The organism is Sphingomonas ginkgonis, assembly GCF_003970925.1.
Taxonomy (GTDB): Bacteria; Pseudomonadota; Alphaproteobacteria; order Sphingomonadales; family Sphingomonadaceae; genus Sphingomicrobium; species Sphingomicrobium ginkgonis.
The window spans coordinates 830,236-842,629 of sequence record NZ_RWJF01000001.1; the positions used below are offsets into that span (position 1 = coordinate 830,236).

The following is a 12,394-nucleotide window of genomic DNA, read 5'->3' on the forward strand; positions in this document are numbered from 1 at the left end:
GCATGACCGACGAGAATGACCTGTCCGGCGCGCCCGCCAAGCGCGCGCCCAAGCCGTCGCCGACCAGCATCGGCAACCACCAGCTGTCCGCCCAGACCCTGATGATGGGCTTTGGCTTCGACCCCTCGCTGTCGGAAGGGTCGCTCAAGCCGCCGATCTTTCTGACCTCGACCTTCGTGTTCGAGAGCGCGGCGCACGGGAAGCGCTTCTTCGAGGGGATCACCGGCAAGCGGCCGGGCGGCGCCGAGGGGCTGGTCTATTCCCGCTTCAACGGCCCCAACCAGGAGATCCTCGAAGGCCGTCTGCGGCTGTGGGAAGAGGCGGAGGAGGCGCTGACCTTCTCGTCGGGCATGTCGGCGATCGCCACCCTGCTGCTGACCTACTGCAAGCCGGGAGACGTCATCGTCCACTCGGGCCCGCTCTACGCCGCGACTGAAACCCTGATCGCCAAGATCCTCGGGAAGTTCGGCGTGTCCTGGTTCGACTTCCCGTCGGGCGCGACGCGCGAGGAGATCGACGCGGTCGTCGCCAAGGCCAAGGAGAAGGGTCGGGTCGCGCTCATCTACCTGGAGAGCCCGGCCAACCCGACCAACGCGCTGGTCGACGTCGAGGCGGTCGCCGCCGCCCGCGACGCGGCCTTCAGCGGCGGCGACAAGCCGCCGATCGCGATCGACAATACCTTCCTCGGCCCGCTCTGGGCGCGGCCGCTCGCGCAGGGCGCCGACATCAGCGTCTACAGCCTCACCAAGTACGCGGGCGGGCACAGCGATCTCGTCGCCGGCGGGCTGGTCGGCTCGAAGAAGTGGCTCGACCCCATCCGCATGATGCGCAACACGATCGGCACCATCTGCGACCCCAACACCGCCTGGATGCTGCTGCGCAGCCTCGAGACGCTGGAACTCCGGATGACCCGCGCCGGCGAGAATGCGGTCAAGGTGTGCGAGTATCTGCGCGGCCACGACAAGGTGGAGAGCGTCGGCTATCTCGGCTTCCTCGAGCCGGGGTCGCGCCAGGCCGACATCTACAATCGCCACTGTAGCGGCGCGGGGTCGACCTTCTCGCTCTACCTCAAGGGCGGCGAGAGGGAGGCGTTCGCCTTCCTCGACGCGCTGACGATCGCGCATCTGGCCGTGAGCCTCGGCGGGACCGAGACGCTGGCTAGCGCGCCGGCGGCGATGACCCATTTGTCGGTGCCCGACGAGCGCAAGCAGGCGCTCGGCATCACCGACAATCTCGTCCGCATCTCGATCGGCGTGGAGAATGCCGACGACCTGATCGCCGACTTCGAGAATGCGCTGAACGCCGTCTAGCGGCGCCAGTCCTCCACCCGCCACCCGCGCTCCGCCGCCAGTCGGCGCAGCGCGGCGTGGGGGTTCACCGCGACGGGCTCGTCGGCCCATTCGAACATCGGCGCGTCGCTCGCATGGTCCGAATAGAAGCGGACCTTGCCGGGCGCGACCTGCTTGCGCGCCAGCCAGCGGTCGACCAGCGTCTTCTTGGACGGGCCGTAGCAATTCTCGCCGTCGATCCGCGCCAGCACCCGCCCGTCGGGCGCCAGCCTGAGCGCCGTCCCGATCGTGTCGTCGAACCCCAGCCGCCGGGCGATCGCGCCGGCGTAGACCTCGTAGCTGGCGGTGGCGAGCACCAGCCGCTGGCCTTCCGCCTTGTCCCGCTCGATCTGCCGGCGCGCGCCGGGATTGATGTTGGTCGCCAGCGTATGCTCGGCGAAGGCCTCGACCAGCCGGTTGAACTGCTCGGGCTCGCTCCGGGCGCCGAGCAGCAGCCGCTGGTTGAGTTCCTTGAGCGCTGGGCGGCTGATAATCCGGGCGGCGTAGAAGAGCATCGCCGTCGCCGCGACCGGGACCAGCGCGAGCCGCCACGGCGCATTGGTCCGCGCGCCCATCAGCAGGAAGGGCGTGTAGGTCGGAACCCGGGTGACGGTCTTGTCGAGGTCGTAAATGGCGAGGTCGGTCATGAGTCTCCGGCAATCAGGCGCTCGGCGAGCTGGAGGTCGGCCTCCTTGTCCACGTCGACCGCGGCGAGCGGGTCGGCCATCCGCACCGCGCGGACGGCGATGCCGAGCCGCCGCCCGAGCGCGGCAAGCGTCTGGTCGAGCGTGCGCAGCTTGAGCACCGCGCCGAGCAGCACCGCGGGCCCGAAGGCGAACAGCAGCCGCCAGCCCTTCTTGCGGTCCTGCTCGACCGAGCGCCACAGCCGCACCGCGCAGATCACGTCGCGGCTGCCGAGCCAGAAGAGGTTGGCGCCAGAGTAGCGGCCGCCGCGAAACCCGATCCAGGTCCGCCGGCTGCCGGGCAGGCGAGCGAGGAGGTCCACCTCGGCGACCAGTCCGATGGCAAGGTCGGCGCTGCTCGCGTCGGCGGCGAACTGCTCGATCATGGCGCTGGTCAGCAGCGCATGGTCGGCGGTGGTGACGAGCAGCGGGAAGCGGGTCTGCGGGTCGGCGCACAGCGCCTCGATCGTCGCGGCGATGCTCTCCCGGCTCGGCGCGAAGGCGATGCGCGGGTCGTCCGGCAGCACGGCGGCGATCCGCTCCGGCGCCTGGCTCAGCACCAGCAGCCGGTCGGTGCCCTCGCACGCCAGCAGCGCGCGCGCCGGCCGCGCCACCATCGGCGCGCCGGCGGCCGGGATCAGCGGCTTCAGGTCCGTCCCGTGCGCCGAGGCGAACGGATCGGTGCCGGGACGGCTCCCGGCGAGCAGCAGCGCGGTCCAGCTCATGCGCGCCAGGCGATGATCTTGCGGCCGCGGTCGGCGCGGGCATTGGCCTGGGCAAAGCGGAGCCCATGGACGATCAGGCTGACCAGCGACCAGAAGGCGACCAGCTCGAAGCCGAGGTCCGGCCGCCCCGCGGCGAGCGCGACGAAAAGGATCAGCAGGTCGATGTTGCGCCCGGCGGCGATCAGCCGGAAGCGGCTGTCGAGCGGGCGCCAGGCGTCGATGCCGACGCCGTGCCGGCCGCGGAACAGCAGTTCGACCAGCCGGTCCATGCCATAGGCCGCGACGGTGACCCAGAAGAGGCAGGCGAGCAGCACCGGCTCGACCGGCGTCGCGCTGCCGGCGAGGCCATGGGCCCAGCCCCACCACCACAGCGGCAGGTGAACGACTTCGAGCAGCCAGGGCGCGACGCGGTCGGGCTCGCCGCTGCGCAGCGTCATCGCGCGACCGAGCCGCTCGAGCAGGGCGAAGAGGAAGGCGGCGATCAGCCCGAACCAGAAGATGCCTGCCCAGAACAGCCCGGCGGCGAGCAGCGCCAGCAGCGTCGCCGCCGCGGTCACCGCGCCGGGGCCGACCCCGAGCTCGGCCGCATCCTCCGCCAGCCACGCCGCGGGCCGGGCGAGGACATAGCGGGACAGGGCGTCGGTGAGGTCGGCCTCGTCCGGCGGCTTGCGCAGTCGGCGGAGCCGTCCAGCGAGGGGCGGATCGCCTGCAATCACCGGGACAAGGAAGCCGAACCAGCCATGCGGTGCTCATTAACTTTGGGAAAGACGCTTCGCCAGCGCCCCCGGATAACAATCGGACGCCCTGTCGCCCTTGCCCAGTCGCGACTTTTCGAGCAAGTCTCGCGGCGCTTATGGCCGGAAACGCGACCGACGATCAGCTGAATCGCTACGCGTGCTCCGGCACGCTGACGATCACGCGCGCCGCGTCGACTGCCCGCGAGCTCGACGCCATGCAGGATCCGATGACGATCGACCTCAGCGGGGTCGAGCGGATGGACACGGTCGGCGCCTATCTGATCCACCGCGCGATGCGCGACCGCAACGCCAAGGTGACCGGTGCCTCGCCCGAGATCACCAAGTTGCTCGGTCAGGTCGCCGACGCCGACCATCCGACCCAGGTTCGTCCCGACGAGCGGCCCGGCCTCATCCGCGTGCTGGAAGAGCTCGGGCTGTGGGTGACGGAGAGCGGCCGGACACTGGTCGGGCTGGTGGGCTTTCTCGGCGCGACGCTGATCGGCTTCTTCAACGTGGCCCGTCGGCCCAAGCGCTTCCGCTTCAACGCGGTCATCCAGCGGTTCGACGTGGTCGGCGTCCGGGCGCTCGGAATCATCGGGCTGATGAGCTTCCTGATCGGCATCGTGATCGGGCAGCAGGGCGCGGTGCAGCTCCAGCAGTTCGGGGCCGAGGTCTACACGATCAACCTCATCGGCCGCCTGTCGGCGCGCGAGCTGGGCACGCTGATGACCGCGATCATGGTCGCCGGTCGCTCGGGCAGCGCCTTCGCCGCGCAGATCGGGACCATGAAGATCACCGAGGAAGTCGATGCGATGCGGACCATCGGCGTCTCGCCGGTCGAGGCGCTGGTCATCCCGCGGATGATCGCTGCGGTGGTGATGATGCCGCTGCTCTGCTTCTACGCGATCGTCATGTCGCTCCTCGGCGGCGGCATCTTCTGCTGGGTCTCGCTCGGCATTCCGCCGCTCACCTTCACCCAGCGGCTGCAGGAGGTCATCCCGATCACCGACCTGTGGGTCGGGCTGATCAAGGCGCCGGTGTTCGGCTTCATCATCGCGCTCGCCGGCTGCTTTCAGGGCATGCTGGTCAAGGGCAACGCCGAGGAGGTCGGGTCCAAGACCACCGCGGCGGTCGTCCAGTCGATCTTCATGGTCATTGTTCTCGATGCGGTGTTCGCGGTGTTCTTTTCGACCGTAGGATGGGGCTGATGGGCACGTCCCCGATCCTCGACAATGGCGAGACCCCGATCATCAGTGTTCGCGGCCTAAAAAACAGCTTCGGCGACCAGGTCATCCACGAGGGGCTCGACCTCGACGTTCGGCGCGGCGAGATCCTCGGCGTTGTCGGCGGCTCGGGAACCGGCAAGTCGGTGCTGATGCGCTCGGTCATCGGGCTGCAGAAGCCGACCACGGGCGAAATCGACGTCCTTGGCGAGAACATGATCGATCGCACCGAGGACGAGGCGAAGAACATTCGGCGCCGCTGGGGCATCCTATTCCAAAACGGCGCGCTGTTCTCGACGCTGACGGTGGCGGAGAATGTCGAGGTGCCGATCCGGGAATATTTCCCGTTCATCCGCCCGCCGCTGCTCGACGAGATCGCCAGCTACAAGATTGCGATGACCGGTCTGCCGACCAACGCCGGCCCGAAATATCCGAGCGAATTGTCCGGCGGCATGATCAAACGCGCGGGGCTCGCCCGGGCCTTGGCGCTCGATCCCGAACTGCTATTCCTCGACGAGCCGACGGCGGGGCTCGACCCGATCGCGGCGCAGGGCTTCGACGAGCTCATCCTCGGGCTCAAGGAACGGCTCGGGCTTACGGTCTTCCTGATCACTCACGACCTCGACACTCTCTACGCGATCTGCGACCGCGTCGCCGTGATCGCGGACCAGAAGGTCATCGCGGTCGGAACGATTGAGGAATTGCTCGCTTTGGACCATCCTTGGATCCAGGAATATTTCAACGGGCCGCGCGGTCGCGCTGCCAAGGCGGCTTAAGGGGGTAGCGGCAGCCAATGGAAACCCGGTCGAACCATGTCCTGGTCGGCAGTGTCGTGCTCGCCCTGCTGGTCGGCCTGGGCTTGTTCGTGGTCTGGCTGTCGGGCCTGAACACCGAGAAGCGCAACTGCTTCGACATCTATTTCCCAGCGGTCGGTGGGCTCAACAAGGGCTCGACGGTGAGCTTCTCGGGCGTACCCGTAGGGCAGATCAAGAAGATCAACCTGCTTCCCGATCGCCCCGAGTTCGTGTGGGTGCGGATCGACGTCGACGCGTCGACCCCGGTTCTCCAGGGCACCACCGCGCAGATCAAGAGCGTCAGCCTGGCCGGTGCCAACGAGATCCAGCTCGAGGGCGCGGTGCGCGGCGCCAAGCCGCTGACCCAGCTCGGTCCGCAGGGCTGCCCGGTAATCCCGGCGAGCTCGGGCGGGCTCGGCGCACTGCTCAACTCGGCGCCGGAGCTGCTCGACCGCATCCAGCGGCTGACTGAGCGACTGACCGAACTGCTCAGCGACAAGAACCAGAACGCGATTGCCGACATCCTCGAGAATGTCGACAAGACCAGCCGCGTGCTGGCCGACCGTGCCCCGCAGCTCGGCGACGCGCTGAAGGACGCGCAGGTCGCGGCCCGTAACGCCGGGATCGCGGCGCAGAAGGTTGGCATCCTGACCGACACCACGACCCGCCTCGTCAACGAGCAGGGGCGGCCTGCTGCCGAGGACCTGCGGAAGGCGATCGGGTCGGTGCAGAAGGCCGCCGACAATCTCGATTCGGTGATGGCGGATGCGCGGCCGGGGCTGCAAAGCTTCAGCAAGCAGACGATCCCCGAGGCGAACCGACTAGTCCATGACCTGCGCGACCTCTCGCAATCGCTGCAGGGCTTCAGCCAGCGGCTCGACCAGGAAGGCATTGGCGGTTCGCTGGGGCCGCAGAAGCTGCCCGACTACAAGCCAGGAAAGTCACGATGAGCCGAACCCTCCGCTGGACCTTTGCCGCCGGCGCCGCGCTTGCCCTGTCCGCGTGCGGCGGGCTGCTCGGCGGCGGGAAGCCGCCGGCGCACCTCTACACACTGAGCCCGGAGGCGACCGCGCCGACCGACGTGCAGCGCTCTGCCAGTGCGGGCGAGGCGATCACCGTCAACGTGCCGGTCACCGGGCGCGAGCTGCGTTCCAACCGGGTGCCGGTGCAGGAGGGGCCGACGTCGATCGCCTATGTGGCCAACATGACGCTGATCGACAGCCCCGACCGGCTGCTCCAGGACCTCATCTCCGAAACTCTGCGGCGGACGACCGGGCGGGTGGTGATGAACCCGCGGCAGGCGACGTTCGACCCCGGCCTGACGGTCAGCGGCGAGCTCCGCCGGTTCGGCTATGACGCCACTGCGCGGCAGGTCATGGTGACCTATGACGCGGCGCTGTCGACCCAGGGCGGCACGCGGGTGGAAACCCGCCGCTTCGAGGCGAGCGCGCCGGCCGATGGCACGGTGACCACGGTCGCCCCTGCGCTCAACCGCGCGGCCAACCAGGTCGCATCGGACGTCGCGCGCTGGGTGGCCGGCCCGGCCCGCTGATCAGCAACAGGGATAGTTCCTGACCAGGATGGCGTGCATCGCCTGCTTGATGTCGAGCCGCCCGAGCTCGGCCGGCGAGATCGCGTGCAGCCCATCGATCAGCTCGCGCGGCGCGAGCAGCTTGCGGTTGGCCGGCGGGCAATACTCGAGCGGCCCGTGCTCGCGCACCCGCGCCACGTGCTCGGCATGGAGCTGGTCGCCGGCATTTTCGGCCTCCGCCTGCAGCAGCTTGAGATCCCGGGACAGAAGCGCCAGCGGGCCTCGCGCGCGCAGCGCGTCCGCTTTCTGCAGGAAGGTGACGGCGGGCATCCACGCCGCCGCGGCCGGCGCGGCGACCGGGAGCAGGAGGAACGCGAGGACCAGTCTCGAAAAGTGCATGTCGATCCTTTCGGAGCGACGCTGCCAGCGCTCCGCGGACCGGCTCAAGTGAACTTAGCTACAGGGATATTTGCCCGCAAAGACTCGGGTCATGGCCTCGGTCATGTCGATGTGGGCGCGCTCGCCCGGCGGGATCTGCCCGAAGCGGCTGAGGAATTCCTTCTGGCCGAGCGCCAGGTTCTGGCCCGCGGGCGGGCAGAAGCGCGGCTTGCCGCCCGAGCGGACCGCCGCCAGCCGCAAATTGTTCGACTTGATCCCCGCCGCCTTGGCCTCCGCCGTCAGCTTGTTGATCTCGCCCATCGAGAAGAGCGCCATCGCACCCTTCTTCATCAGCGCCTGAATGCGCTGGTTGTAGACCTCGGCGTTCATCGACTGAGCCATGGCCGGCCCGGCGACCGTCAGTGCGACAGCGAACATTAGAGATTTTCGCACGAAGACAGCTCCCACCCTTTTTTGTCTTGCTGGAATGAAAAGGGCCTCTCCGCCGCGGTGGTGGAGAGGCCCGATGCGATCAGGCTCCGGCCGGGGCCGCCCCGCCGAACGCGGGGCTCGGCCGCTTGGCCTTGGGAATCGAGGAACCCGCCGCCGGCAGTACCGGCTTGTGGCCCGACCCGCGGTCGATGGTCCCGCCATCGAGGATCGTCCTGATCTCCTCGCCGGACAGGGTCTCATATTCGAGCAGCGCTTGGGCCAGCGTCTCAAGCTCGCCGCGATGCTCCTCGAGGAGATGCTTGGCGCGGTCGTAGCCGCTGTCGACGATCCGCCGGACTTCCTTGTCGATCAGCTGCGCCGTCTCGTTGGACATCTGCCGTCCGCGATTCATCGAGTAGCCGAGGAACACCTCCTCCTCCGGCTCCGAGTATTGCAGTGGGCCGAGCGCGTCCGACATGCCCCAGCGGGTGACCATGTCGCGGGCGAGGCCGGTCGCATACTGGATGTCCGACGAGGCGCCCGAGCTGACCTTGTCGTACCCGAAGATGACTTCCTCGGCGACCCGACCGCCCATCGATACCGCGAGGTTCGCGTACATCTTGTCGCGGTGATAGCTGTAGCTGTCGCGCTCGGGCAGCCGCATGACCATGCCGAGGGCGCGGCCGCGCGGGATGATCGTCGCCTTGTGGATCGGGTCCGACGCGGGCTCGTGAAGCGCGACGACCGCATGTCCTGCCTCGTGGTAGGCGGTCATCTTCTTCTCGTCCTCGGTCATAACCATGGACTTGCGCTCGGTGCCCATAAGCACCTTGTCCTTAGCCTCCTCAAACTCGAGCATGGCAACTAGCCGCTTGCCCTTGCGAGCGGCGAGCAGCGCGGCCTCGTTGACGAGGTTGGCGAGGTCGGCGCCCGAGAAGCCGGGCGTTCCGCGGGCGATGACCCGGGCATCGACGTCGGGCGCCAGCGGCACCTTCTTCATGTGGACCGAGAGGATCTGCTCGCGGCCGTCGATATCCGGGCGAGGGACGACAACCTGGCGGTCGAAGCGGCCCGGACGCAGCAGCGCGGGGTCCAGCACGTCCGGCCGGTTGGTCGCGGCGATGATGATGATGCCTTCGTTGGCCTCGAAGCCGTCCATCTCGACCAGCAGCTGGTTGAGTGTCTGCTCGCGCTCGTCGTTGCCGTTGCCGAGCCCGGCGCCGCGGTGGCGACCGACGGCGTCGATCTCGTCGATGAAAACGATGCACGGCGCGGACTTCTTGGCTTGGTCGAACATGTCGCGGACACGACTGGCACCGACGCCGACGAACATTTCGACAAAGTCGGAACCCGAGATGGTGAAAAAGGGAACGCCCGCTTCACCCGCGATGGCGCGGGCGAGCAGCGTCTTGCCGGTGCCCGGAGGACCGACCAGCAGCGCGCCCTTGGGAATTTTGCCGCCCAGCCGAGCAAACTTGCCCGGATCCTTCAGATATTCGACGATCTCCTGAAGTTCCTCGCGAGCCTCGTCGATGCCGGCGACGTCGGCGAAGGTCACGCGGCCTTCCTTCTGGGTCAGCATCCGGGCGCGGCTCTTGCCGAAGCCCATCGCGCCCGAGCCGGCGTTCTTCTGCATCTGGCGCATGACGAAGAAGCTGATGCCGAGGATCAGCAGGAAGGGGAGGGACTGGTAGAGGAGGATGAGCCAGAAGCTCGACTGCTCCTCGCCCTTGACGGCAACTGCCACGCCCTTGGTGATCAGCTTGTCGCTGACCTGCGCGTCGGACGGCGCGATGGTGCGGAAGGTGTCGCCATTGCCGAGCCGGCCGCTGATGACCGAGCTGCCGGTACCGCTGCTGGCGATGGTGACGCCGCGGACATTGCCATTGTCGACCTCGCGGATGAAGTCGGAATAGGCGATCGTCTGGCCCGCCGCAGCGCGTGAGCCGCCGCCGATCACCTGCACGAACAGGACCAGCGCGAAGATCACGCCGACCCAGATGAGGAGGTTCTTGGTCCAGCCGTTGCCGGGCTTCTTCTCGTTCATTCTTCTCGTCTCGCTAGAGGCGTCCGCCTGCCGCGCCAATGTAGGCTCTTGCGGACATTAAACAATGCGCGGGCTTGAGAAGGGATGAACGGGGCCGGGAGCGCCGCAGGGCGTCTCCCGGCCGCTCGCCGATGCTTAGTTGCGAAGCGATTCCGGCACCTTGCCGCCATTCTGGGCGAGCTTCTCCATCACCGCCCGATGGAGCGCGATATTCTCCTCGGCCGTCCCGTCGCCAGCGACATGGACGTTGAGCTCGTTGGCGAGCTCCTTGCGCGCGTCGAGGCTGGAATCGAGGTCGAGCAGCTTAAGAAGGTCGACGATCGACGACTGGTAATTGCCGCCGCCGCCCTTTTGGGCCGCCATCTGCTCGAGCACCGCACCAACGTCGACCGGAGCCTGCTGGATCGGCTGCTGCTGCTGCTGCTGTTGCGGCGGGGCGACCGCGGGGCGCTGCTGCTGCTGCTGCTGCGGGGCGCCGCCGCCCTGCGGGTTTCCGTGATGGAAGATCTTGTTCATGATGTTGGAAAAGATGCTCACGCCTACTCTCCTGACCTGGTGAATGATGCCCGCTTGAACGCACCCGGAACGGCATCTTTCCCCCTCGCCGCTCCGCGATCGGCCCAAGCCATGCGATGCTGCGGCGAGCCGTCGCGCTTCACAGAAGAGCCACCGGCTCCTAGGTGAGGAGCGATGGCGTCCGCGTCTCTCCTCCGTCCCTTGAAGGGGCTGTTCGCCACCTGGCTGCTGCTGGCATGGACGCTGGCGGCCGCCCCGAGCGCCGCAGAGGCGCCGACCGGCCAGGTGGCGACCAGCGCAGCGGTGGTCGCGGCACCGGCCCACCAGGATCCCCACGCCCGCAAGCTCGAGCCACCCGCGACCGAGCGAGCCGCCGCCGCGCACGGCGACGGGCCGCCGCTGCCGCTTTCCGGACCGGGCGGAAGCGCCGGTAGCGCGCTCGCGCTCAGCCCGGCGACGGCGGATTCAAAACCGCAGGCCGCGCTCAAGTCGCTGAACCTCGCTTCCTACGCTGCGCGAGCACCGCCGACCGCCTGATCTCCCGCCAGCAAACCACGATCACGCGCGCCGGCGAGCCCTGCGCGCGGCTGCAGGAAATCGGAACCAAAATGACCTACAACAGCAAGCCGCGGAGCCTCGCGGTGGACACGGCCGGGCTCGCCCGCGCCGAGACACTCCTTCTCGCCTATCCCGACGTCAGCGACGGGGAGCGGGACGAGATCGCCCAGTTTCTCCGCACCGGGCACCCGATGGACGTCGGGCTGCTCTCCTCCAACAGTCAGGCCTGGGCCAAGGCGGAAGCCTTCCGCCATGTCGAGCGCCACTATTTCGCCCACGGGCCGCGCTTCTACCTGGCGTGGCTCGCCGCGCTGGTGGCGCTGGTCGCCGGGCTGGTGCTGATCAAGGATCTCGGCATCGAGTAGCGGCGCTGGCGGGCGGCGACGGATGACCAACTCGTCACCGTCGCCACCTTGCGGTTTGCGCGATCCATTGGCATGGCGCTGCGCCATGACCGCATCCATGCTCGACCCGCGCACCCAGATCGTGACCGTGATCGGCGGGGGCGGCTTCCTCGGGCGCTACGTCTGCGAGCGGCTGTTCAAGGCGGGCGTCCGGGTGCGGGTCGCGCAGCGCCATCCGCGCGCGGCCTGGTTTCTCCAGCCGCTCGCCGCGGTCGGGCAGCTCGCGCTGGTCAAGGCCGATGTCGGCCGGCCGGCAACGCTCGAGCGGGCGATCGACGGCGCCAGCAGCGTCATCTACCTGCCCGGCCTTCTCAAGGGCGACATGGAGCGGGTGCATGTGGACGGCCCGCGCGCCGCCGCGGAGTTCGCGGCCAAGAACGGTGCCAAGAGCTTCGTCCACGTGTCGGCGATCGGCGCCAGCAAGGACAGCCCGTCGCGCTACGGGCAGAGCAAGGCGCGCGGCGAGGCGGCGGTCAAGGCAGCCTTTCCCGGGGCGACGATCATCCGCCCAAGCCTGGTGTTCGGCCCCGAGGACCAGCTGACCAACCGCTTCGCGGCGATGGCGCAGCTGCCCGTCCTGCCAATCATCGCCCCTAACACCAAGTTCCAGCCGATCTACAGCCGCGACGCCGGCCCGGCGATTGCGCTCGCCGCGCTCGAGCCGGAGCGCTACGCCGGCGAGACGATCGAGTTGGGCGGCCCCGAAATCATGACCATGCGCGAGCTGGTCACCACCGTCGCCCGGCTGTCCGGGTCGGAGCGGCAGGTGAGCGACCTGCCGGACATGGCCGCCGACCTCCTGTCGCGCTTCGGCTTCCTGCCGGGCGCGCCGCTCAACCGGGACCAGTGGGCGATGCTGCAGCAGGACAATGTCGCCAGCGCCGACGGCGGCCTCGCGGCGTTCGGAATCATCCCCACCCCGCTCGAGGCGGTCGGCCGCCAGTGGCTGTCACGGTTCAAGGAAGGCGGTCGCTTCCGCGGCCTCCACCAGCCGACCGAGGCCAACGTAACCCGCCCCGCCGGTTAGTTCGGAGCAGC

At 68.5% G+C, this 12,394-nt stretch carries 15 protein-coding genes; 8 read left to right on the forward strand and 7 right to left on the reverse strand.

From position 1 onward, the window contains the following. Positions 1–2: 2 nt before the first annotated feature. Positions 3–1,310, forward strand: coding sequence for a cystathionine gamma-synthase family protein (locus HMF7854_RS04000; RefSeq protein ID WP_126717914.1), 1,308 nt, complete (start codon positions 3–5; stop codon positions 1,308–1,310). On the opposite strand, the gene HMF7854_RS04005 is transcribed toward HMF7854_RS04000, so the two are convergent. Genes HMF7854_RS04005 through HMF7854_RS04015 form a run of 3 tightly spaced genes read right to left on the reverse strand, consistent with a single transcriptional unit; the run spans position 1,307 to position 3,452 of the window. Continuing rightward, positions 1,307–1,975, reverse strand: a complete 669-nt coding sequence (locus HMF7854_RS04005; RefSeq protein ID WP_126717915.1) for an HAD family hydrolase — start codon at positions 1,973–1,975, stop codon at positions 1,307–1,309. The two genes, HMF7854_RS04000 and HMF7854_RS04005, sit on opposite strands and share 4 nt — an antisense overlap. After that, the gene (locus HMF7854_RS04010; RefSeq protein ID WP_126717916.1) at positions 1,972–2,736 is read right to left on the reverse strand and encodes an NTP transferase domain-containing protein; all 765 of its coding nucleotides are present in this window, start codon (positions 2,734–2,736) and stop codon (positions 1,972–1,974) included. Before HMF7854_RS04010 ends, HMF7854_RS04005 begins: the two co-directional genes overlap by 4 nt. Further along, complete coding sequence (locus tag HMF7854_RS04015) at positions 2,733–3,452, reverse strand: hypothetical protein (protein WP_126717917.1); 720 nt, start codon at positions 3,450–3,452, stop codon at positions 2,733–2,735. Before HMF7854_RS04015 ends, HMF7854_RS04010 begins: the two co-directional genes overlap by 4 nt. Positions 3,453–3,589: 137 nt before the next feature. Here HMF7854_RS04015 and HMF7854_RS04020 point away from each other — a divergent pair, with 137 nt between their 5' ends. Genes HMF7854_RS04020 through HMF7854_RS04035 form a run of 4 tightly spaced genes read left to right on the forward strand, consistent with a single transcriptional unit; the run spans position 3,590 to position 7,042 of the window. Continuing rightward, the gene (locus HMF7854_RS04020; RefSeq protein ID WP_126717918.1) at positions 3,590–4,681 is read left to right on the forward strand and encodes an ABC transporter permease; all 1,092 of its coding nucleotides are present in this window, start codon (positions 3,590–3,592) and stop codon (positions 4,679–4,681) included. Continuing rightward, positions 4,681–5,472, forward strand: a complete 792-nt coding sequence (locus HMF7854_RS04025; protein ID WP_239016828.1) for an ABC transporter ATP-binding protein — start codon at positions 4,681–4,683, stop codon at positions 5,470–5,472. The genes HMF7854_RS04020 and HMF7854_RS04025 overlap by 1 nt, the downstream gene beginning before the upstream one ends. A gap of 17 nt (positions 5,473–5,489) precedes the next feature. Then, complete coding sequence (locus HMF7854_RS04030; protein WP_126717920.1) at positions 5,490–6,440, forward strand: MlaD family protein; 951 nt, start codon at positions 5,490–5,492, stop codon at positions 6,438–6,440. Beyond that, positions 6,437–7,042: an ABC-type transport auxiliary lipoprotein family protein gene (locus HMF7854_RS04035; protein WP_126717921.1), complete on the forward strand. Its 606-nt coding sequence runs from the start codon at positions 6,437–6,439 to the stop codon at positions 7,040–7,042. The genes HMF7854_RS04030 and HMF7854_RS04035 overlap by 4 nt, the downstream gene beginning before the upstream one ends. Here the strand turns inward: HMF7854_RS04035 and HMF7854_RS04040 are convergent, their stop codons facing one another. The 4 genes from HMF7854_RS04040 to HMF7854_RS04055 all read right to left on the reverse strand — a co-directional run bounded on the left by HMF7854_RS04040 (position 7,043) and on the right by HMF7854_RS04055 (position 10,415). After that, positions 7,043–7,420 (reverse strand): hypothetical protein, encoded by a 378-nt coding sequence (locus tag HMF7854_RS04040; RefSeq protein WP_126717922.1) that lies wholly within the window; start codon positions 7,418–7,420, stop codon positions 7,043–7,045. Positions 7,421–7,474: 54 nt separating this feature from the next. Then, positions 7,475–7,837 (reverse strand): hypothetical protein, encoded by a 363-nt coding sequence (locus HMF7854_RS04045; RefSeq protein ID WP_126717923.1) that lies wholly within the window; start codon positions 7,835–7,837, stop codon positions 7,475–7,477. A gap of 94 nt (positions 7,838–7,931) precedes the next feature. Next, complete coding sequence (ftsH, locus tag HMF7854_RS04050) at positions 7,932–9,878, reverse strand: ATP-dependent zinc metalloprotease FtsH (protein ID WP_126717924.1); 1,947 nt, start codon at positions 9,876–9,878, stop codon at positions 7,932–7,934. A gap of 135 nt (positions 9,879–10,013) precedes the next feature. After that, positions 10,014–10,415: a DUF3597 family protein gene (locus tag HMF7854_RS04055; RefSeq protein ID WP_126717925.1), complete on the reverse strand. Its 402-nt coding sequence runs from the start codon at positions 10,413–10,415 to the stop codon at positions 10,014–10,016. Between the two features lie 153 nt (positions 10,416–10,568). Here HMF7854_RS04055 and HMF7854_RS04060 point away from each other — a divergent pair, with 153 nt between their 5' ends. The 3 genes from HMF7854_RS04060 to HMF7854_RS04070 all read left to right on the forward strand — a co-directional run bounded on the left by HMF7854_RS04060 (position 10,569) and on the right by HMF7854_RS04070 (position 12,383). Then, the gene (locus HMF7854_RS04060; protein ID WP_126717926.1) at positions 10,569–10,931 is read left to right on the forward strand and encodes a hypothetical protein; all 363 of its coding nucleotides are present in this window, start codon (positions 10,569–10,571) and stop codon (positions 10,929–10,931) included. Positions 10,932–11,002: 71 nt separating this feature from the next. After that, on the forward strand, positions 11,003–11,317 hold the full coding sequence (locus HMF7854_RS04065; RefSeq protein WP_126717927.1) for a hypothetical protein: 315 nt from the start codon (positions 11,003–11,005) through the stop codon (positions 11,315–11,317). An 85-nt stretch (positions 11,318–11,402) separates the two neighbouring features. Then, positions 11,403–12,383: a complex I NDUFA9 subunit family protein gene (locus HMF7854_RS04070; protein ID WP_239016829.1), complete on the forward strand. Its 981-nt coding sequence runs from the start codon at positions 11,403–11,405 to the stop codon at positions 12,381–12,383. The last annotated feature ends 11 nt before the right edge of the window (positions 12,384–12,394 follow it).

What these genes read in the sequence shown, in the direction of transcription:
- HMF7854_RS04005 (WP_126717915.1), bottom strand. Translation starts at nt 1,975, where the DNA reads ATGACCGACCTCGCCATTTACGACCTCGACAAGACCGTCACCCGGGTT.
- HMF7854_RS04010 (WP_126717916.1), bottom strand. Translation starts at nt 2,736, where the DNA reads ATGAGCTGGACCGCGCTGCTGCTCGCCGGGAGCCGTCCCGGCACCGAT.
- HMF7854_RS04020 (WP_126717918.1), top strand. Translation starts at nt 3,590, where the DNA reads ATGGCCGGAAACGCGACCGACGATCAGCTGAATCGCTACGCGTGCTCC.
- HMF7854_RS04065 (WP_126717927.1), top strand. Translation starts at nt 11,003, where the DNA reads ATGACCTACAACAGCAAGCCGCGGAGCCTCGCGGTGGACACGGCCGGG.
- ftsH (WP_126717924.1), bottom strand. Translation starts at nt 9,878, where the DNA reads ATGAACGAGAAGAAGCCCGGCAACGGCTGGACCAAGAACCTCCTCATC.
- HMF7854_RS04025 (WP_239016828.1), top strand. Translation starts at nt 4,681, where the DNA reads ATGGGCACGTCCCCGATCCTCGACAATGGCGAGACCCCGATCATCAGT.
- HMF7854_RS04060 (WP_126717926.1), top strand. Translation starts at nt 10,569, where the DNA reads ATGGCGTCCGCGTCTCTCCTCCGTCCCTTGAAGGGGCTGTTCGCCACC.
- HMF7854_RS04035 (WP_126717921.1), top strand. Translation starts at nt 6,437, where the DNA reads ATGAGCCGAACCCTCCGCTGGACCTTTGCCGCCGGCGCCGCGCTTGCC.
- HMF7854_RS04030 (WP_126717920.1), top strand. Translation starts at nt 5,490, where the DNA reads ATGGAAACCCGGTCGAACCATGTCCTGGTCGGCAGTGTCGTGCTCGCC.
- HMF7854_RS04045 (WP_126717923.1), bottom strand. Translation starts at nt 7,837, where the DNA reads ATGTTCGCTGTCGCACTGACGGTCGCCGGGCCGGCCATGGCTCAGTCG.
- HMF7854_RS04000 (WP_126717914.1), top strand. Translation starts at nt 3, where the DNA reads ATGACCGACGAGAATGACCTGTCCGGCGCGCCCGCCAAGCGCGCGCCC.
- HMF7854_RS04040 (WP_126717922.1), bottom strand. Translation starts at nt 7,420, where the DNA reads ATGCACTTTTCGAGACTGGTCCTCGCGTTCCTCCTGCTCCCGGTCGCC.
- HMF7854_RS04070 (WP_239016829.1), top strand. Translation starts at nt 11,403, where the DNA reads ATGACCGCATCCATGCTCGACCCGCGCACCCAGATCGTGACCGTGATC.